Origin of the sequence: Enterobacter mori (assembly GCF_025244905.1) — a bacterium.
GTDB classification, from domain to species: Bacteria; Pseudomonadota; Gammaproteobacteria; order Enterobacterales; family Enterobacteriaceae; genus Enterobacter; species Enterobacter mori_A.
In genome coordinates this window covers 175383-195252 of sequence record NZ_CP104285.1, presented here as the reverse complement: position 1 = coordinate 195252, position 19870 = coordinate 175383, and the positions used below count along the sequence as shown (strand labels likewise).

Genomic DNA, 19870 nt, shown 5'->3' with positions numbered 1-19870 from the left:
AACTTCCACGACTTACTCCACTTTCGCCCATTATAATCAACTTAGCGATCCGGCCAGGGTTTTGATATGCTTGCGCCCCGAACTAAGGGAAAGAGTGATTATGCAGGCCTGGTATTTACTGTATTGCAAACGCGGGCAACTTCAGCGCGCGCAGGAACATCTTGAACGTCAGTCTGTGAATTGTCTGACGCCCGTGATCACGCTTGAAAAAATGCAGCGCGGGAAACGCACGACGGTCAGCGAGCCTCTCTTCCCGAACTATCTGTTCGTCGAATTCGACCCGGAAGTGATCCACACCACGACAATCAGCGCCACGCGCGGTGTCAGTCACTTTGTCCGTTTTGGCGCCAGCCCCGCGACGGTTCCCTCAACCGTCATTCATCAGCTTTCAATTTATCAACAACCCGAAGGGATAACCGACCCGGAAACCCCTTATGCAGGCGATAGCGTGGTGATTACAGAAGGTGCCTTTGAAGGCCTGCAGGCCATATTCTCTGAACCTGATGGCGAAGCGCGCTCTATGTTGCTGCTTAACATGTTGAATAAACAGGTGCTGCAGAGCGTGAAAAACACCGACTTCCGTAAACTTTAAAAGGCAATTCGAAACAGGCGGCGCACGTTGTCATCGGTCTGCGCGGCCAGCCAGTGCGGATCTTCTCCGCGCCAGTGCGCCACGCTCTCAACGATGTGCCCCAGATACGCTGGTTCGTTACGCCGCGAGGCCGGTTTGGGTTTCATGTCGCGCGGCAGCAAATAAGGGGCATCGGTTTCCAGCAGCAGGCGTTCGGCCGGGATCGCCGGCAACAATTCACGCAGTTCCAACCCGCGACGCTCATCGCAAACCCAGCCGGTAATGCCCAGATAAAGTCCTCGATTCAGGCAATCCAACGCGTCCTGACGCGAGCCGGTAAAACAGTGCAACACCGCACCAGGCAGTTTATCCAGCCACGGTTCCAGAAGGGTGAGAAAACGCTCATGCGCATCGCGGCAATGCATAAACACCGGCATTTCAAGCTCTGCGGCCAGCGCCAGCTGCGCGGTGAAGGCTTTTTCCTGGTCTTCCGGCGTGGAAAAGTTGCGGTTGAAATCGAGACCGCACTCGCCGATGGCGACCACCTGTGGCGTTCTTGCCAGCGCGTGGAGCGTTTCAGCGCTGTGTTGCGTCCACTGGCTACTGTCATGAGGGTGGACGCCTGCGGTTGACCAGCAGTGTTCGTAGCGTTGCGCCAGCAGTTGCGCCTGCTCACTCTCATGCAGGTTGGTTCCCGTCAGCAATAGCCCTTTCACCCCGGCGGCAAAAGCACGGGCGACGACCTCATCACGGTCTTTCGCGAACTGCGAACTGGTCAGGTTAAGTCCAATATCAAACATGCCCCTCTCCATATGACAACCGCCCTGACGGGCGGCTGGTTTTATTCTTCAGTGGTCTTTTCAGACCCGTCTTCTTCATCTTCCGGCGGACGTCGTTTGCCCACATAGAAGCGCGAGAAGAACACGCCGACCTCAAACAAACAATACATCGGTATCGCCAGTAAGGTTTGCGAGAAGACATCCGGTGGCGTCAGCAGCATGCCCACCACAAATGCGCCTACGAGGATATAGGGGCGCTTCTTGCGGAGATCGTCAGGCGTTGTCACCCCTACCCAGCAGAGCAGGACGATGGCCACTGGCACTTCGAACGCCACACCGAACGCCATAAACAGCGCCATAACAAAGCTGAGATAGCTGGCGATGTCTGTCGACACCTGAACCCCTTCCGGCGCGGTATGCGTCAGGAAGCCAAAGGCCAGAGGGAAGACAACGAAATAGGCGAACGCCATGCCGATATAGAACAGCAGCGAGCTGGAGACCAGCAGTGGGATCACCAGTTTACGCTCGTGCTTGTACAGCGCCGGAGCGACGAAGGCCCAGACCTGGTACAAAATGACCGGCGCAGACGCAATCAAGGATACCCAGAAGGTCAGCTTGATCGGGGTGAAAAACGGTGAGGCAACATCCGTTGCGATCATCGTCGCGCCCAGCGGCATCTGTTTAATCAGCGGTGCAGACACCACCTGATAGATATCGTTGGCAAAATAGACCAGGCACAGGAATATAAGGAGAACCGCAATAATGCAGTTTAACAGGCGCTTGCGCAGCTCAATGAGGTGCGTAATGAGCGGTTGAGTATCATCTACTGCCATGTTTACGCTTTATCACTCGAGGAAGGGGACGATTCGGAAACGGACGCAGCAGGCTTTGCTTCAGCCGCTTTTAACACCGGCTCTACCGGCTGCGCCTGTTTTTTCACTTCAGGTTCCTGCGGCGTCTGTTCTGGTGCAGCAGCCTGATGCTCCGCGCTGGACGGCGTTACGCCCTCGCGCTGCTCTTCGCTGCCCTTCACCACCGGGTTATGGATGGTGTTAGCTTCATCACTGGCCTTTTCAGGATCGTTGACGCTGTAAGAACGCTTCATGGATTCCGCCGCTTCGCGCAGCTCATCCATTGATGCTTTCAGCTCGGGCGTCAGATTTTCCATGCTCGCCTTCTCAACCTTTTTCAGGCTGTCCTGAAATTCCTGGAGCTTAAGCTCCTGCGCCAGCTCGTTTTGCACGGTGGTTGCCAGCGAGCGAAGCGCACGCACCCATCCCACCACGGTTTTGACCGCAACAGGGAGACGCTGCGGCCCCAGCACAATCAAACCAATCACAAAGACCAGCAGCAGCTCACTAAAACCAATGTCGAACACGAATTACACCTGCTCTTTATCGTGGCGTTTAGCGTCTTCCTTTTTGGCTTCATCTTGCTTGTCAGCGATGGATTTAGCAGTAAAGTCAGCGTCCTGGCTGGTTTTATCCTGCTTACTTTCATCATCACCCATGGCCTTCTTAAAGCCTTTGATAGATGCACCAAGGTCGGAACCGATAGAACCGAGTTTCTTCGTACCAAACAGCAGTACGACGATGACGGCAATGATTAACAATTGCCAGATACTGATACCACCCATACGTAATCCTCAGTGATAGATGCTTAATGAGTCAGGTTGCATTATACGTATGCAACCTGGTGATAGCGACGCAAAATCAGCGCGTTTTTCTCCAGCCAGCAAGCCAGACAACAACGCCGCCAGCCATGATCCAGGCGGGCATCATCTCCCAGTCAGGGCGATTGATGAGCAACAGCGTACCGCTCAGCAGCAACGTCGCGCCAATGCCAAAGAGATAGCGTGATTGTCCCTGTCGCACGCGGCTGGACTGAAGCTCGTGCGCGATTTTATCCATGCTGTGCTGGAGGTTCTTGCTCTGACGCAAACTGTCGTAAACCAGTTCAGGAATTTCAGGCATTTTTTCAATCCAAAACGGGCCTTTCTCCTTAAGGGAGCGTACCAGCGCTGGAATGCCAACCTGATCTTTAATCCAGGATTCAAGGAAAGGTTTCGCCGTTTTCCATAAGTCTAACTGAGGATAGAGCTGGCGACCTACTCCCTCAACGTAAAGTAATGTTTTCTGAAGTAAAACTAATTGTGGCTGCACTTCCATATTGAAGCGACGCGCGGTATTGAAAAGGTTCAACAAAACGTGACCGAAGGAGATCTCCGACAGCGGTTTTTCGAAAATCGGTTCGCATACCGTGCGGATCGCAAACTCAAACTCTTCGACATTGGTGTCTGGTGGAACCCAGCCAGAATCCACGTGCAGCTCGGCCACCTTACGGTAGTCGCGGTTGAAGAAAGCGATGAAATTTTCTGCGAGATAGCGTTTATCTTCTTTGTTCAGCGAACCCACAATCCCGCAGTCGATCCCGATGTACTTCGGATCCTCCGGGTGTTCGTAGCTCACGAAGATATTACCCGGGTGCATGTCCGCATGGAAAAAACTGTCGCGGAAGACCTGGGTAAAGAAGACCTGCACACCACGCTCGGCCAGCAGCTTCATGTTGGTGCCCTGCTTTTCCAGCGCAACAACATCCGAGACCGGAATACCGTAAATACGCTCCATGACCATCATGTTCTGGCTGCAATAGTCAGAATAGACTTCAGGAACATACAGCATCGGGCTGTCTTCAAAGTTACGACGCAGCTGAATGGCGTTCGCCGATTCACGCAGCAGGTTGAGCTCGTCGATCAGCGTTTTTTCATACTCCCGCACCACTTCCATCGGGCGCAGTCGGCGGCCATCCGGTAACAAGCGCGGTACCCAACGGGCCAACCTGTAGATCAGCTTCATATCGGCTTTGATGATCGGCAGGATATCCGGGCGAATAACCTTGATAACCACTTCTTTACCGTTTTCTTTCAGGCGAGCCGTGTGTACCTGGGCAATGGAGGCCGATGCAAGCGGCTGAATGTCGAAATCATCAAACCAGGTTTCTACAGGAATATTGCCCATCGCTTCTTCGATCTGCTTCTTCGCTCTCACCCCATCAAACGGAGCAACGCGATCCTGCAACATCGCCAGTTCATCGGCAATTTGCGGTGGGAAGAGATCGCGGCGGGTAGAAAGCATCTGCCCAAACTTGATCCATACCGGGCCCAGCTCCTGCAGCGCAAGACGCAAGCGTTCGCCTAAAACCTGGTCTTTGTGGCGATTTGGCATCCAGAACAGCGTGCGCCGCCAGATACGAAGCGGCAGCGTGATACGCATTCTGGGGATAAGCTCGTCGAGCCCGTAGCTCAAAAAGGTGCGAACAATAAAATAGAGGCGCCGAATTTCACCAGGCGTCATTTGCCCTCCAGTTTTTCCAGGCGTTTGGTTAACGCATCAACCGCGCGTTCAACAGCAGCGGTCTCTTCTGCAAACCATGCCACTTCCAGCGACCCGGGGGCCATGCGCCACTCTTCGGTGAGGACTTCTGCGGCATAGCGCTGCTGTCGCTGCAGATTTTTGCGCAGGAACGACGTACCGCCATGAATAACTTTCCCAATCCCTTCGGCGGCGATGTCGCCAATAAAAGGCGCAAGCAGTTCTGCCGGGTCAAACTCAGCCAGATCGCTGAGCGCCACGAAGTTCTGTACGACCTGAATGTCGCCTTCAACTTCGAGTTCACCACTGCGGATAAGCGCCGTCAGTTGCTGACGATCGCGCAGTTTTGGCAGCACGCTCATATGGGTGATGACCGAGCAATCCGCCTCGCCCTCCCATTCACCCAGAACGTCAAGCTGGCGCTCGCTGAAGACCAGCACAAGCGGCGTCGAGAACTCTTTTAAAACGATACGCAGTACCTTTCCGTTAAGCCGCTGACGCGCAGCCTTCAGCGCCGGAGCACGATACAGAAAGGCATTCAGTACATTCTCAATGCCTGCGGTGACTAAGGGTTTAAAGGGCACGGGACACCTCCACTCAGAACTTGTAACCGCGGTGCAGCGCGACGACACCCGCCGTCATGTTGAAATACTCAACGTTTTCAAAACCCGCGTCCTGCATCATCGCTTTCAGGGTATCCTGATCCGGGTGCATACGGATGGATTCGGCCAGGTAGCGATAGCTCTCTGCATCGTTCGCAACCAGCTCACCAATACGCGGCAGAACGTGGAAGGAGTAGGCGTCGTAGGCTTTGCTCAGCGGCTCGATAATCGGTTTGGAGAATTCAAGCACCAGCAGACGTCCACCCGGCTTCAGCACGCGGTACATGGAGCGCAGCGCTTTGTCTTTATCGGTGACGTTACGCAGACCAAAAGAGATGGTGATGCAGTCAAAGGTGTTATCCGGAAACGGCAGCGCTTCGGCGTTTGCCTGCACATATTCCACGTTACCCACCACGCCGATGTTACGCAGTTTCTCGCGTCCCATTTTCAGCATTGAGTCGTTGATATCTGCCAGCACGACGCGACCGGTTTCACCCACCAGACGGGAGAATTTCGCCGTCAGATCGCCCGTTCCGCCAGCCAGATCGAGAACTGTTTGTCCACGACGCACACCGCTGCAGTCAATAGTAAAGCGCTTCCACAAGCGATGAATGCCGAAGGACATCAAGTCATTCATCACATCGTACTTCGCCGCCACGGAATGAAATACGTGGGCCACCATGTCAGCTTTCTGCGCTTTGGCTACAGTCTGAAAGCCAAAGTGCGTCGTGTCTTGTGAATCGTCAACCATCTCAGAGCCTGCTTATCAGTAAAATGTTCGTGAAGTGTAACAGATTGGGCGCGTTTGCCCTACGATTCAACCACCGCGAAAGAAACGCGTCGGCTGCTCTTCTGGCGATAAATTCGCCGCTAAATCGTTGTCTTCACTGTGCGTATTTTGTTCATCTGCGCCTTCACGCAGGCGAAACTCTTCGTCCTGCGACGTCGCCTGTTCAACCAATTCCGGATTAATCTCGCGTTTCACCTCCACCCCCAGGCTGCGAAACGCTTCGGCTTGCGCCAGCAGGTTACCACGCCCGGAGGAGAGCTTTTTCATCGCCTGGCGGTAGTTATCCTGCGCACGATCCAGGCTTTGCCCGACCGAAGACATATCGTCCACAAACAGGCGCATTTTGTCGTACAGCTTGCTGGCGCGATCGGCAATGTGTTGCGCGTTACGGCTTTGATGCTCGTAACGCCACAGATTAGCAATGGTCCGCAAGGCCACCAGCAACGTGGTTGGGCTGACCAGCATAATGTTATTTTTTAGCGCTTCGGTGATCAGTTCGGGCTGTCTGTCGAGCGCCAGCAGGAAGGCAGGCTCTACCGGGATAAACATCAGCACGTAGTCTAGCGATCGCAGCCCCGGCAATTGCTGATAATCTTTTCTGCCCAGCAGACGGATATGGTTACGCACGGAGGCGATGTGCTCCTGCAACGCTGTTTCGCGGGTGTAGTCATCTTCCGCGTTGAAGTAGCGCTCATAGGCCACCAGCGTCATTTTGGCGTCGATAACCACATCTTTGCCCTGCGGCAGACGAACAATGACATCCGGCTGCATCCGCGAGCGCGCATCGTTTTCAATGCTGACCTGCGTTTCGTATTCGTATCCTTCGCGCAGGCCAGAGGCCTCCAGCACGCGCGTCATGACCACTTCGCCCCAGTTTCCCTGCGCTTTGTTATCACCTTTTAGCGCGCGCGTCAGGTTGACCGCCTCCTGCGCCATCTGGGCATTCAGCTGCTGGAGATTACGAATTTCATGCGCCAGCGTGTGGCGCTCGCGGGCCTCCTGACCAAAGCTGTCCTGTACCTGACGGCGAAAGCCGTCCAGCTGTTCACGCAGCGGCGTCAGCAGGCTGTTAAGGCTCTGGCGGTTTTGCTCATCCACGCGGCGATTGCTGTGCTCAAAAATGCGGTTCGCGAGGTTCTCAAACTGCTCGCTAAGACGCTGCTCGCTGTTGATCATCTGACGGATTTTGTCTTCGGCGTGCAGTTGGGTGGACTCAAGACGGGTGGTCACTTCACGGAGATCGGCCTCCAGCGAGGTATTGATATCACGCAGATTGCGCAGTTCGTTATTGAGCAGTTCGCACTCGTCGCGCCAGTGGTCACTCAGCGCAAGCTGTTGTTTCGTCGCGCTGAGTTCGGCGACGATCTCTTCGCGCTCTGCCAGCTGTTCGGCTTTCTGCTGCGCATGCTGGTAGCCGGAAATGAGCCAGCCAATCCCCACGCTTACCAGCGTAACTACCGCATAAACCAGGATTGAGATATCCACAATGCCCCCTGCATCCACGTGTAACCCGCACAAAATAGAATTGTGCTGTATGAACGTCCAGTTTGAAAGGGTTTTCCTGCGAGGCGTTACGCAAAAAAGAAAAGGCCGAGCATGTCGGCCTTTTAGCACCGAAGAGAGAATTAGATCAGGCGGCGCGCCGCTTCAACCACGATTTTCACCGCATGGCTTTCAGTCTGCTTCATGGTTTCAGCGTTCGGGATCTCCTGCTGGGTACGGTTGACGATAACGCCCGCCACCATACCGGCACGCAGACCCTGGCTTGCGCACATGGTCAGCAGCGTCGCAGATTCCATTTCATAGTTCATCACGCCCATCGACTGCCACTCTTCCATGGAGCCTTTGAAGCGGCTTACCACGCGGCCAGAGAAGGTGTCGTAACGCTCCTGGCCCGGGTAGAAGGTATCGGAAGAGGCAGTTACGCCCACGTGGGTGGTTGCGCCAACGGACTTCGCGGCTTCAACCAGCGCGGTGGTGCATTCGAAGTCGGCCACTGCCGGGAATTCCATCGGCGCAAAATGCAGGCTTGCCCCGTCCAGACGCACGGACGCGGTCGTGACCAGCACGTCGCCGACGTTGATGTGCGGCTGAATGGCGCCAGTGGTGCCGATGCGCAGGAAAGTACGGATGCCCAGCTGCGCCAGCTCTTCAACGGCGATAGAGGTAGACGGGCCACCAATACCGGTAGAGCACACGATCACCGCTTTACCGTCCAGCTCTGCGCGCCAGGTGGTGAATTCGCGATGCGCTGCCAGCTTAACCGGCTTATCCATCAGCGCGGCGATCTTTTCCACACGCTCAGGATCGCCAGGGACGATAGCGAGCGTAGCCCCTTGTAAATCGTTTTTAGTGAGGCCGAGATGAAAAACATCAGACTTAGACATAGGGTGACTCCTCTGTGGGTCGGTTAGTCAGAAGAAGTAAAACGGTACTTTACAGAAGCACTACGCATAATTTCGTGACACACCTCACCATGAATGAAATTTATTGCATTTAATTTCCATTAAATAGTGACTTACATCACATTAACAAGTTATATCGACAGGTGCTGCACAAAAGATAGACCGTATAAGGCACTGTGGGTTGTTAACCTGGTGACTATATTTACCTTTGCGCTAACTCATTGGTACGGAGAATGCCATGACTGAAAAAACCGGTTTTGCACCTGCTGCGGCTCCGCATGCTTCAACCATCGTCTCAACCTCAGAAGAAGCCATTACTGCGGGTGAGACCTCCATCCCCTCGCAGGGGGAGAATATGCCTGCTTATCACGCGCGGCCAAAATCAGCAGAGGGTCCGCTGCCGATCGTGATTGTGGTTCAGGAGATTTTTGGCGTTCACGAACATATTCGCGACCTCTGCCGCCGCCTGGCGCTGGAAGGGTACCTGGCTATTGCGCCAGAGCTCTATTTCCGTCAGGGCGATCCAAACGATTACAGCGATATCCCTACGTTGTTCAACAATCTGGTGAGCAAAGTCCCGGATGCCCAGGTGCTGGCTGACCTTGATCACGTTGCCAGCTGGGCCGCGCGCAACGGGGGTGATGCACATCGTCTGCTGGTGACCGGCTTCTGCTGGGGCGGGCGCATTAGCTGGCTGTATGCCGCGCATAACCCGCAGCTGAAAGCAGCCGTCGCCTGGTACGGCAAACTGGTGGGCGAAAAAACGCTGAACTCACCGAAGCAGCCTGTTGATATCGCCACGGATTTGAATGCGCCGGTGTTAGGGCTTTATGGTGGTCAGGATACCGGTATTCCGCTTGATACCGTCGAGACCATGCGCCATGCGCTACGCGCGGCGAATGCGAAGGCGGAGATTGTGGTGTACCCGGATGCCGGACACGCGTTTAATGCCGATTATCGCCCGAGCTATCACGCAGAATCAGCCAAAGACGGCTGGCAGAGGATGCTGGCGTGGTTTAGCCAGTACGGCGGGAAAAAAGCATAAAAGCAAGAAAGCCCGGTGGCGGCTACGCCTTACCGGGCCTACGCTTCATCAAGCCTGACGCAAGTTCTGCGCCGCTTTCACCATGTTTGCCAGCGCCGCTCGCGTCTCCGGCCAACCGCGGGTTTTCAGACCGCAGTCCGGGTTCACCCACAGGCGTTCCGCCGGGATCCGCTGGGCGGCTTTTTTCAGCAGGGCTTCAATCCACTCCACGCTCGGCACGTTCGGGGAGTGAATGTCGTACACGCCCGGCCCAATTTCGTTCGGGTAATCGAACTCTTCAAACGACTCCAGCAGCTCCATGTCCGAACGCGAGGTCTCGATGGTGATCACGTCGGCGTCCAGCGCGGCAATCGAATCCATGATGTCGTTAAATTCGCAGTAGCACATATGGGTGTGGATCTGGGTGTCGTCCTTCGCCACCGCGGCGTTGATGCGGAACGCCTCCACGCCCCACTGCAGGTAGGCATCCCAGTCGCTACGACGCAGCGGCAGACCTTCGCGCAGCGCCGGTTCGTCAATCTGGATAATGCCAATGCCTGCGGCTTCAAGATCTGCCACTTCATCACGCAGCGCCAGCGCGATTTGCTTCGCGATGGTTTCACGGGTCACGTCCTCACGCGGGAAGGACCAGCAAAGAATGGTTACCGGACCGGTGAGCATCCCTTTCACCGGCTTATCGGTGAGGGACTGGGCATACTTCGCCCACTCCACGGTGATCGCTTCCGGGCGGCTGACGTCTCCGATGACAACCGGCGGCTTCACGCAGCGGGAGCCATAGCTTTGCACCCAGCCGTTCTGGGTAAAGACGAAGCCGTCCAGGTGTTCACCAAAATATTCCACCATGTCGTTACGCTCGGCTTCGCCGTGTACCAGCACGTCCAGACCTAAGCGTTCCTGCTCGATAATCGCCTGCTTGATATGTTCCGCGATACCGGTGCGGTAGTTGTTCGCATCCAGGTTGCCCTTCTTGAAGTCCAGACGCAGGCCGCGGATTTCAGTGGTTTGCGGGAAAGAACCAATTGTGGTGGTCGGCCACGCAGGCAGGTTGAAACGGGCACGCTGCGCTTCGGCGCGTACTTCATACGGGCTCTGGCGCTGGCTGTCCTGCGCGGTAATGGCCGCCAGGCGTTTCTCCACCGCCGGGTTGTGCACGCGGGCCGAGTGACGACGCGCCTGGATCGGTGCGCTCCATTCGGTAATCGCCGCCGTCTCGCCGCTGTTTAGCGCGTCGCGCAGCAGCGTCAGCTCTTCGCATTTTTGCAGGGCGAAGGCAAACCAGCTTTTCACTTCAGGGTCGAGACGGGTCTCCACGCTGAGATCGATTGGGCTGTGCAATAACGAGCAAGAGGATGCCACCCACAGCTCACGTTTGCCGACGATGCCTTCAATTTTTGCATATTTCTCGGTCAGATCGGCACGCCAGACGTTGCGACCGTTAACCAGCCCGGCAGAAAGCAGCCAGTCTGCAGGCAGGCGCTTGTGCAGCTCCCCGACATCGTCTTTACCGTGAACGAGGTCAACGTGCAGGCCCTGAACCGGCAGCGCGGTAATGGTCTTCAGGTTTGGCGTCACGCCTTCGAAATAGGTGGTGAGCAGTAGCTTCACCGGCCCGGTGAGCGCGTCATACGCCGGTTTGAAGGCATCGAGCCAAACCTGGGGCAGCTCGAGCACCAGCGCGGGTTCATCGATTTGTACCCACTGAATGCCGCGCTTGCCCAGCTCAATCAGCACCTGTTTATAGACCGGCAGAATATCGTTCAGCAGGCTAAGGCGGTCAAACTGTTCGCCTTTTACTTTACCCAACCACAGGTAGGTTACTGGCCCCAGCAATACGGGCTTCACCTGATGACCCAGCGCCAGCGCTTCGTCCACTTCATCCAGCAGCTGCGTCCAGGTCAGCCTGAACTGCTGCCCCTTTACGAACTCCGGTACCATATAGTGATAGTTGGTGTTGAACCACTTGGTCATTTCCGCCGCTGCCGCTGGCTCCCCCGTAGGTGCACGGCCACGGCCGATGCGGAACAGGGTATCGATATCTACCGATCCATCTTTGTTCTGATGACGAGCCGGCACGTTGCCAAGCAGCAGGCTGGTCGTCAGAACATGGTCGTACCAGGCGAAATCGCCCACCGGCAGCAGGTCAATGCCCGCCTGTTTTTGCTGCTCCCAGTGACGGGCACGCAGCTCGCGTCCCACCGACAGCAGTTCTTCACGGGTGGTGTTACCCGCCCAGTAGCTTTCTTGCGCTTTTTTCAGTTCGCGGCGCAGGCCAACGCGAGGAAAACCGAGAGTGTGATTGCGGATTGTCATGTTATGCCCCTTGTGAAATTTGTTATTTAGACGTCCAGATGTTTACACATCTATAATTGGCAGGTACTGTATATTCCTCAAGCGCAAAATGTTCATGGCGAAGTGAAGGACTTTCATGATCGAGATTAAACACCTGAAAACGCTACAAGCGTTGCGGAACTGCGGTTCTCTTGCGGCAGCGGCGGCCACGCTGCACCAGACCCAGTCTGCCCTTTCTCACCAGTTCAGCGATCTGGAACAACGCCTCGGCTTTCGTCTTTTTGTGCGTAAGAGCCAGCCTTTGCGCTTTACGCCGCAGGGTGAAATTCTGCTGCAGTTGGCAAACCAGGTACTGCCGCAAATCGCCAGCGCACTGCAGTCCTGCAACGAGCCGCAGCAAACCAAACTGCGTATTGCCATTGAGTGCCATAGCTGTATTCAGTGGCTGACTCCCGCGCTTGAGAACTTCCGCCAGAAGTGGCCGCAGGTGGAGATGGACTTTAAATCCGGCGTGACCTTTGACCCGCAGCCCTCGCTGCAGCAGGGCGAGCTGGATCTGGTGATGACGTCAGATATTCTGCCGCGCAGCGGCCTGCACTATTCGCCGATGTTTGATTATGAAGTACGTCTGGTGCTGGCCCCGGACCATCCGCTGGCCAGTAAAACGCGCATCACGCCGGAAGATCTGGCGACGGAAACGCTGCTGATTTATCCCGTGCAGCGCAGTCGCCTGGATATCTGGCGTCACTTCCTGCAGCCCGCAGGGATTAGCCCACAGCTGAAAAGCGTGGATAACACCCTGCTGTTGATTCAGATGGTGGCAGCCAGAATGGGTATCGCGGCATTGCCGCACTGGGTGGTGGAGAGTTTTGAACGCCAGGGCCTGGTGGTGACCAAAACCCTGGGTGAAGGACTGTGGAGTCGGCTGTACTCTGCCGTGCGCGATGGCGAGCAGCGTCAGCCGATTACGGAAGCGTTTATTCGCTCAGCGCGGAACCACGCGTGCGACCATCTTCCATTTGTGCGGAGCGCGGAGCGACCCAACGGCGATGCACCCACAGCGAAGCCAGGATCACCGCTCCCCCAATAAGGAAGCTCGGCCAGTGCGGCTGTTGCTGCCAGATGGCGAGATTGACCAGCAGCCCTGCCGGGACATGTACGTTGTTCATGATCCCCAACGTACCGGCGTCTACCTGCGTAGCGCCGTAGTTCCACATGAAGTATCCCAGCCCGGAAGCCACTACGCCCAGCCAGACCAGGACGCCCCACTGCACGGTGGTGGTCGGTAGTTTTTGCGGGTTACCGAGCATAAACCACGCCGCCACGGCGACAATCGCGGCGCCCATATAAAACCAGGCGAACGCGTTATGCTGCGGCATCGGACGGGTTTCCATCAGGCGTTTGTAGCCCACCATGCCGATGGCGAAACTGATGTTGGCGAGCTGGACGAACATCAGCCCGGTCCAGAAGTGATCGCTGACTTTGTCATAACGAATAATCGCCGCGCCGATCACCGCCAGCGCGGCGCTCAGCAGGTATCCCCAACGCAGACGGCGCCTGCTGAGCAGGTCGTAAATCAGCGTGATATAGAGCGGCGTCAGCACGGTAAAGAGCAGGAACTCGGAGACAGACAGGTAGACGTAGGCCCGGAAGCTGAACAGGTACATGATGCCGAGCTGCATCGCCCCCACCAGCATATACAGCACAATCGTTTTCAGCGATTGTCCGCGCGCGCGCAGAAACGGCAGGAACACCAGCGCCGCCAGCCCCACGCGCATCAGCACCGAGAAGTAACTGTCGACCGATCCGGCAAGGTATTCGCCAATCAGGCTAAAGGAGAAGGCCCACAGGATAGTGGTGATAATGAGTAGCGCCACAATGCTTGTCTCTCAGAAAGAAGGACAGGCATTGTAGCGAACTCTTTAGTTGACAACTGAGCAATAAACAATCGAATGAAGATTATTCAAGGAACAGCTTGCGCAGGTATTTCGGTACCGCGTTGTCTCCGTTAGTGCCGATCACTTCCAGCTCCGGGTGCAGATCTTTCAGACGCTGGTGCGCATTCTCCATAATGCAGCCCTTGCCTGCCATCGAAAGCATTTCGGCGTCGTTCATGCCATCACCAAAGGCGATACAGTCTTTCAGCTCGAAGCCCAGACGTTTCGCGACCGCTTCCAGCGCGTGACCTTTGGAGACGCCACCGGCCATCACTTCCAGACAGGTCAGCGTGGAGAAACTCACGTTAACGCGGTCACCCCAGCGAGCGTTGATCGCCTGCTCCAGCGGCAGCAGCGCTTCATGGCTTTCGCAGGTGAAGAACACCTTACTGATCCCTTCCGGCTCCAGCAGGCCAGGCTCGTACAGAGAATAGTTAAATACCGCTTCCTTGAAGAAGCGCATCTCGTCCGGGCGGTGGCGGTTCATAAACCAGTCGTCATCGCGATAAACGTTAGTGACGATATCCGGGTTATTGTGCACCACGCCGAACAGATCGGCGGCAATATCGCGGTCCAGATTGTGGGTAAAAATCAGGTTACCATCCGTGTCGTGCACACGCGCACCGTTGGAGGTGATCATGTACGATTTGATTTCCAGATTATCGCGGATCTGCCCCACGTCCACGTGGTGGCGACCGGTGGCAAACACGAAGTTTACGCCACGGGCAGTCAGGAGTTTTAAGGTCTCTTTCGCGTAAGGCGAGAGGGTGTGGTCGGGGGAAAGCAGCGTGCCATCTAAGTCAGATGCAACAACCTGGTACATAGGGAAATTTAACCTCTGGTGAATATCAATTATGCCTGTTGAAAAATTCAACAATGGCGTTGAGCGCGACTGAGCGCATAGCGTCCTTTTCAAAAAGGATCTCATGGTACGCGCCGTTGATGACAAGCGGTTTTCCCCCTTCACAAGGGTGACCGGCGGCAGCGCGCAGTTCACAATAGCGGTCATGCATGCGGTTATCCACCACACGCTCTTCTTCCGCCTGAATCAGGAGAGTTGGCGTGTCATCATCGCCCACGCCAGCAAGCACCTGCTCACCGGCCAGGATACCTTCACGCACCCAGTGGTACGTAGGGCCACCGACGCGTAAACGCGGTTCATCGGCATAAAAACGCAGGTTACGCTGATAACGCTGTCGGCTATGCGTCAGCACGTTCATCGCAAACGGCAGTGCACGCCAGCGCCCCGTCCCGATGGCATAGCCTTCCCGAATACGCTGATGGCCCTCAGCCCAGTCGAGAATATGGCGCACCATCCAGTCAGGAAAACGCATGACGATGCCATACATCGGCGCGGTGAGTGCGATGGCGTCGCACTGGTGCGCGTGGCGCTGTAAAAACAGCGTAGAGATCGCTCCGCCCATGGAGTGCGCCAGAATATAGCGCTTCCGCCATGGACCGGGCTCAACTTCCTGCTGCCAGAACGCGGCGAGATCGTCGACGTAATCGCTGAAGTTGTCCACATGACCGCGATGCGTGTCCGACAACAGACGACCCGAAAGCCCCTGCCCGCGATGGTCAATAATCAGCACATCGAAGCCCAAATGGACCAAATCATAGGCCAGTTCGGCGTATTTAATGTAGCTCTCGATGCGCCCCGGGCAGACCACGATCACCCGATCGTTTTTCGCATTACGGAAACGTACAAAACGTACCGGTATATCGCCAACGCCCGTAAATTCATCTTCCTCACGCTGCCGCCAGAAATCGGTCAGCGGCCCCATGGAGAAAGCAGCAAATGCGTTTTCTCGTGTTTCCCAGTCCTTTTTCTGCTGAAACATCGGGTTTCCACTCACGTAAGCCAAGGAATATCGTTTTTTCGTTTCTGGTCACAAAATGACTCAACAATAGCGTATTGTGGCATAAAAATAGACGGTTCGGGAGTTTCAAATGACCTTCGAGTGGTGGTTCGCCTACCTGCTGACATCCATTATCCTCAGCCTTTCCCCGGGCTCAGGGGCTATTAACACCATGACCACCTCCATCAACCACGGTTATCGCGGTGCAGCGGCATCCATCGCGGGTTTGCAGACCGGGCTGGGCATTCATATCGTCCTGGTGGGGATTGGGCTTGGGACGCTGTTCTCCCGCTCGGTGCTGGCGTTTGAAGTGCTGAAATGGGCCGGTGCGGCCTATCTGATTTGGCTCGGCATCCAGCAGTGGCGCGCCGCAGGCTCCATCAACCTCAATACGCTCGCTCAGACGCAAAACCGCGGCCATTTGTTTAAACGCGCGGTGTTCGTCAACCTGACCAACCCGAAGAGTATCGTTTTCCTCGCCGCGCTGTTCCCACAGTTTATCGTTCCGCACCAGCCGCAGGTGATGCAGTACGTGGTGCTGGGGGCGACCACCATCATTGTCGATATCATCGTGATGATTGGCTATGCGACGCTGGCGCAGCGCATTGCGGCGTGGATCAAAGGGCCTAAGCAGATGAAGGCCCTGAACAAAGTCTTTGGTTCGCTGTTTATGCTGGTTGGCGCGCTGCTTGCGTCAGCGCGTCATGCTTAGCGAGAAATGATAAGATGAATGCCGAAGCCGGCGAACAGCGCGCCGGCGAAGCCGTCAATCCACTTCGCAATGCGCTGGTAGCCGCGGCGCATCGCCGGTAAGGCGAACAGGCTGGCCACGATGGTGAACCAGGCAAAGGTTTCAACGACGATCAGCAGGAAGATGCCCCAGCGCGCGCCCGCGCCGACGCTATCGCCGACAAACAGCGAGAACACCGAGCCGAAATAGATAATCGCTTTCGGGTTCGCCAGGTTGGTCAGCAGCCCTTTCACAAAGCTGCGGCCGCCCGTTGCCAGCTCCACCTTTGGCTCTTCCTGCTTTTTCTCTTCTTTCTTCAGCGCCCCGCGCAGCATCTGGTAGCCCATCCAGCACAGATACAGCCCACCGCCGACCATAATGATGTTATGCAGCCAGGCCATCTTCGCCAGGATCAGGTTCAGACCGAGCAGCGCAACTGCCGCCCAGACCATGACGCCCATGGTAATACCGAGCACGCCCATCATCGCCTCTTTGCGGGAGCGGCTGACGGCGGTTTGCGACACGAAGAAAAAGTCAGGGCCAGGGCTCATCAGCGCAACGATATGCACTAACGCCACGGTGAAAAATAGCATTAACATAATTAGCTCGCGGGGAAATAATGTAGTGAGTCACCATCCTGGCACTTTTTCGCTCGGCTGACTACTCCTCGTCATCACCATCGGCGTGAGAGCGGATGAGCGCCATAAACTCTTTTCCGAAGCGCTCAAGCTTGCGCGTGCCGACGCCGTTGACGCTCAGCATCTCGCTCGCGCTGAGCGGCATCTGCTCAGCCATCTCAATCAGCGTCGCGTCGTTGAACACCACGTAAGGCGGGATGTTCTCTTCATCAGCAATGGCTTTACGCAACTTGCGCAGTTTGGCGAACAGCTTGCGGTCGTAGTTGCCGCCGTACGATTTTTGCATCACGCGTGGCTTCAGGGCGATGACGCGCGGCACGGCGAGTTTCAGTTCAACTTCACCGCGCAGAACCGGTCGCGCGGCTTCGGTAAGCTGCAATGCAGAGTGCTGGGCAATGTTTTGCGTGGCAAAGCCAAGGTGGATCAATTGACGGATGATACTCACCCAGTGTTCGTGGCTCTGTTCTTTGCCAATCCCGTAAACCGGCAGCTTGTCGTGGCCCATATCGCGGATACGCTGGTTATTCGCCCCGCGCAGCACTTCCACCACGTAGCCCATACCAAAGCGTTGATTGACGCGCCCAATGGTTGAAAGCGCCTTACGCGCGTCCATCAGACCATCGTACTGCTTCGGTGGGTCAAGGCAGATATCGCAGTTGCCGCACGGCTCCTGACGTCCTTCACCAAAGTAGTTGAGCAGGACCAGACGGCGACAGGTTTGCGCTTCGGCAAACGCGCCCATCGCGTTGAGCTTGTGGCGCTCGATATCCTGCAGCTGTCCCTGCGGTTTCTCTTCCAGACAGCGGCGCAGCCACGCCATGTCGGCCGGATCGTAAAACAGCATCGCTTCCGCAGGCAGGCCGTCACGCCCGGCGCGACCGGTTTCCTGATAGTAGGATTCAATATTGCGCGGGATGTCGAAATGGACCACAAAGCGCACGTTCGGTTTGTTGATGCCCATCCCGAACGCCACCGTCGCGACCACTATCTGCAGGTCGTCGCGCTGGAATTTCTCCTGCACGTCGGCGCGGATGTGGTTCTCCAGTCCGGCGTGATACGCGGCGGCGCTAAAGCCGCGGTTTTGCAGACGCGCGGCGGTGTCTTCAACCTTCGCACGGCTGTTGCAGTAGATGATGCCGGACTTGCCGCGCTGCTCCTGGACGTAGCGCAGGAGCTGATCCAGCGGCTTGAACTTTTCCATCAGCATATAGCGGATGTTTGGGCGGTCGAAGCTGCTGACCTGAATATAGGGGTCGTTCAGCCCCAGCAGACGAACGATATCCAGGCGTGTCGTGTCATCCGCCGTGGCGGTGAGCGCCATAAACGGCAGTTCGGGGAAGCGCTGACGCAGCTGGCCGAGGGCGGCATATTCCGGGCGGAAATCGTGCCCCCACTGGGAGATACAGTGCGCTTCATCCACCGCCAGCAGGACCGGATTCCAGTGCGCGAGATGGTCGAGGAAGTTATCCAGCATCAGGCGTTCCGGGGCGATATACAGCAACCGGATCTGCCCGGTGCGGCAACCCGCCATCACCTCTTGCTGCTGCTCGCGGGTTTGCGTGGAGTTAAGACAGGCGGCCGCCACGCCGTTGGCGAGCAGCTGGTCGACCTGGTCTTTCATCAGGGAAATAAGGGGCGATACCACGACCGTCAGGCCGTTCAGCACCAGTGCGGGCACCTGATAGCAGAGGGATTTCCCGCCGCCGGTCGGCATCACCACCAGGCAATCGCGGCCTTCCAGCACGGTTTCAATGATGGTTTCCTGGCCAGGACGGAACTGCTGATAGCCAAAGGTTTCCTGCAAAACCTGTTTAGCCAGCGATTCCTGATTCAATACTTCCGCCTGCGCCACGTTAACCCCATATGCCAGAAATGAAACAGGCGCTATTTTCAGCGCCTGAGAAAGAAACTTCAACGTTTAACGCAAAAACATTCGAGCGACCTAGAAAATATCGTTCAGCATAACGCCCACACCCACACGGGTCTGGTTGAAGTTGTAATCGATAAGCGACTCGCCGTAACCGCTGTACACCTGCGTATAAAGACGCACGTGTTTCGTCACCGGGTAGCTCAGGCCCAGCTCCGCGCCGCCGTATCCGGTGTTCCAGTTGTACTGGCCTTTCGCGCTCAGCACTGCATCACCTAACTGGTAGCCGACTTTGAGCTGATAATAGCCCATATATTTGGTGATATCCGGGTTATCGTCAGTGTCACCCACGACATACCACGGCTTCACTTCCACCATCCAGTTACCGTTCTGCGCCATCAGGCGCGTATAGGCACGGTTCCAGCTGCGCGAGGTTGGGTCGGAGCGGCCGTTGGAATCGTGGTTAAAGCCCACTTCGACGTCACGTAGCGTCCAGCCAGCAAACTCGTAATCCGTTGCAAAGCCGAGGAACAGCTGCGGCTCATAGTTGGTTTCACGGAACGGCGAGGACTCCCCGCTGTTGGAGAGCTGCCACCAGGACTTTTGGGTGTATGACGCACCGAGCACCGAGTTCGGCCCAAGAATGCCTCGCCAGAACGGGAACGCGAGGCTGAGCTGGAACTTCACCTCATCTTTACGCGCATTATCGGACCAGTTATAGGAACTTATCGCCTCTTTGTTAAGATCGCTGGTCTGGGTGTAGATCACGTAGTTGGTGTCATACGGGTAAAGCGTGAACGGATTGTCATGCTCCTGAAGCATATTGGCGATGATGCTGCCGCGTACTGCGGGCGCATCGTGTACTTCTTTGACGGTTGCTTCTTGCGCATATGCTGTGATGGGCAGCGAAACCGCCGCCAGTAACCAACCCAGATACGTCCGCATCGGTGGTGTTCTCCTGAAAGAGTGATATGTAATGAATAGTTT

General features: G+C 56.1%; 20 protein-coding genes. 4 read left to right on the top strand and 16 right to left on the bottom strand.

The features are described from left to right. Positions 1-100: 100 nt before the first annotated feature. A complete protein-coding gene (rfaH, locus tag N2K86_RS00975; protein WP_260660164.1) occupies positions 101-592 on the top strand; it encodes a transcription/translation regulatory transformer protein RfaH in 492 nt (163 codons plus the stop codon). Here the strand turns inward: rfaH and tatD are convergent. From tatD to udp, 9 genes are all read right to left on the bottom strand, one after another. Next, positions 589-1371 (bottom strand): 3'-5' ssDNA/RNA exonuclease TatD, encoded by a 783-nt coding sequence (gene tatD / locus N2K86_RS00970; protein WP_260660163.1) that lies wholly within the window; start codon positions 1369-1371, stop codon positions 589-591. The two genes, rfaH and tatD, sit on opposite strands and share 4 nt — an antisense overlap. A 41-nt stretch (positions 1372-1412) precedes the next feature. Beyond that, positions 1413-2183: a Sec-independent protein translocase subunit TatC gene (gene tatC, locus N2K86_RS00965; protein ID WP_260660162.1), complete on the bottom strand. Its 771-nt coding sequence runs from the start codon at positions 2181-2183 to the stop codon at positions 1413-1415. 2 nt (positions 2184-2185) lie between these two features. Further along, complete coding sequence (gene tatB, locus N2K86_RS00960; RefSeq protein ID WP_260660161.1) at positions 2186-2728, bottom strand: Sec-independent protein translocase protein TatB; 543 nt, start codon at positions 2726-2728, stop codon at positions 2186-2188. A gap of 3 nt (positions 2729-2731) precedes the next feature. Continuing rightward, entirely contained in the window at positions 2732-2986 is a 255-nt protein-coding gene (tatA, locus tag N2K86_RS00955; RefSeq protein ID WP_010426269.1) for a Sec-independent protein translocase subunit TatA, read from the bottom strand. A gap of 76 nt (positions 2987-3062) precedes the next feature. After that, a complete protein-coding gene (gene ubiB, locus N2K86_RS00950; protein WP_238458724.1) occupies positions 3063-4703 on the bottom strand; it encodes a ubiquinone biosynthesis regulatory protein kinase UbiB in 1641 nt (546 codons plus the stop codon). Continuing rightward, complete coding sequence (ubiJ, locus tag N2K86_RS00945) at positions 4700-5305, bottom strand: ubiquinone biosynthesis protein UbiJ (protein ID WP_260660160.1); 606 nt, start codon at positions 5303-5305, stop codon at positions 4700-4702. Before ubiJ ends, ubiB begins: the two co-directional genes overlap by 4 nt. Before the next feature lie 13 nt (positions 5306-5318). Next, a complete protein-coding gene (gene ubiE / locus N2K86_RS00940) occupies positions 5319-6074 on the bottom strand; it encodes a bifunctional demethylmenaquinone methyltransferase/2-methoxy-6-polyprenyl-1,4-benzoquinol methylase UbiE (RefSeq protein WP_010426273.1) in 756 nt (251 codons plus the stop codon). Between the two features lie 66 nt (positions 6075-6140). Further along, positions 6141-7598 (bottom strand): DNA recombination protein RmuC, encoded by a 1458-nt coding sequence (rmuC, locus tag N2K86_RS00935; protein ID WP_260660159.1) that lies wholly within the window; start codon positions 7596-7598, stop codon positions 6141-6143. Positions 7599-7738: 140 nt separating this feature from the next. Further along, positions 7739-8500: a uridine phosphorylase gene (gene udp / locus N2K86_RS00930; RefSeq protein WP_003860792.1), complete on the bottom strand. Its 762-nt coding sequence runs from the start codon at positions 8498-8500 to the stop codon at positions 7739-7741. Between the two features lie 256 nt (positions 8501-8756). On the opposite strand from udp, the gene N2K86_RS00925 reads away from it, so the two are divergent. Next, positions 8757-9563 (top strand): dienelactone hydrolase family protein, encoded by an 807-nt coding sequence (locus N2K86_RS00925; RefSeq protein ID WP_260660158.1) that lies wholly within the window; start codon positions 8757-8759, stop codon positions 9561-9563. Positions 9564-9611: 48 nt separating this feature from the next. On the opposite strand, the gene metE is transcribed toward N2K86_RS00925, so the two are convergent. Next, positions 9612-11873: a 5-methyltetrahydropteroyltriglutamate--homocysteine S-methyltransferase gene (gene metE, locus N2K86_RS00920; protein WP_260660157.1), complete on the bottom strand. Its 2262-nt coding sequence runs from the start codon at positions 11871-11873 to the stop codon at positions 9612-9614. A 115-nt stretch (positions 11874-11988) separates the two neighbouring features. Between metE and metR the strand changes: the two genes are divergently transcribed. Beyond that, complete coding sequence (gene metR / locus N2K86_RS00915) at positions 11989-12942, top strand: HTH-type transcriptional regulator MetR (protein WP_260660156.1); 954 nt, start codon at positions 11989-11991, stop codon at positions 12940-12942. Here the strand turns inward: metR and N2K86_RS00910 are convergent. The 3 genes from N2K86_RS00910 to pldB all read right to left on the bottom strand — a co-directional run bounded on the left by N2K86_RS00910 (position 12830) and on the right by pldB (position 15630). Further along, positions 12830-13729 (bottom strand): carboxylate/amino acid/amine transporter, encoded by a 900-nt coding sequence (locus tag N2K86_RS00910; RefSeq protein ID WP_260660155.1) that lies wholly within the window; start codon positions 13727-13729, stop codon positions 12830-12832. The genes metR and N2K86_RS00910 overlap by 113 nt on opposite strands. A gap of 82 nt (positions 13730-13811) precedes the next feature. Further along, entirely contained in the window at positions 13812-14612 is an 801-nt protein-coding gene (gene yigL / locus N2K86_RS00905; protein ID WP_260660154.1) for a sugar/pyridoxal phosphate phosphatase YigL, read from the bottom strand. Positions 14613-14637: 25 nt separating this feature from the next. Continuing rightward, on the bottom strand, positions 14638-15630 hold the full coding sequence (gene pldB, locus N2K86_RS00900; protein WP_260660153.1) for a lysophospholipase L2: 993 nt from the start codon (positions 15628-15630) through the stop codon (positions 14638-14640). Between the two features lie 109 nt (positions 15631-15739). On the opposite strand from pldB, the gene rhtB reads away from it, so the two are divergent. Next, positions 15740-16360: a homoserine/homoserine lactone efflux protein gene (gene rhtB / locus N2K86_RS00895; protein WP_008501533.1), complete on the top strand. Its 621-nt coding sequence runs from the start codon at positions 15740-15742 to the stop codon at positions 16358-16360. Here the strand turns inward: rhtB and rhtC are convergent. From rhtC to pldA, 3 genes are all read right to left on the bottom strand, one after another. After that, positions 16357-16977: a threonine export protein RhtC gene (gene rhtC / locus N2K86_RS00890; protein WP_260660152.1), complete on the bottom strand. Its 621-nt coding sequence runs from the start codon at positions 16975-16977 to the stop codon at positions 16357-16359. The two genes, rhtB and rhtC, sit on opposite strands and share 4 nt — an antisense overlap. Before the next feature lie 61 nt (positions 16978-17038). Next, positions 17039-18868: an ATP-dependent DNA helicase RecQ gene (recQ, locus tag N2K86_RS00885; RefSeq protein WP_260660151.1), complete on the bottom strand. Its 1830-nt coding sequence runs from the start codon at positions 18866-18868 to the stop codon at positions 17039-17041. A gap of 90 nt (positions 18869-18958) precedes the next feature. Beyond that, positions 18959-19828 carry a phospholipase A gene (gene pldA / locus N2K86_RS00880; RefSeq protein WP_260660150.1) on the bottom strand — a complete coding sequence of 290 codons (870 nt, stop codon included), beginning with the start codon at positions 19826-19828 and terminating at the stop codon, positions 18959-18961. Between the last annotated feature and the right edge of the window lie 42 nt (positions 19829-19870).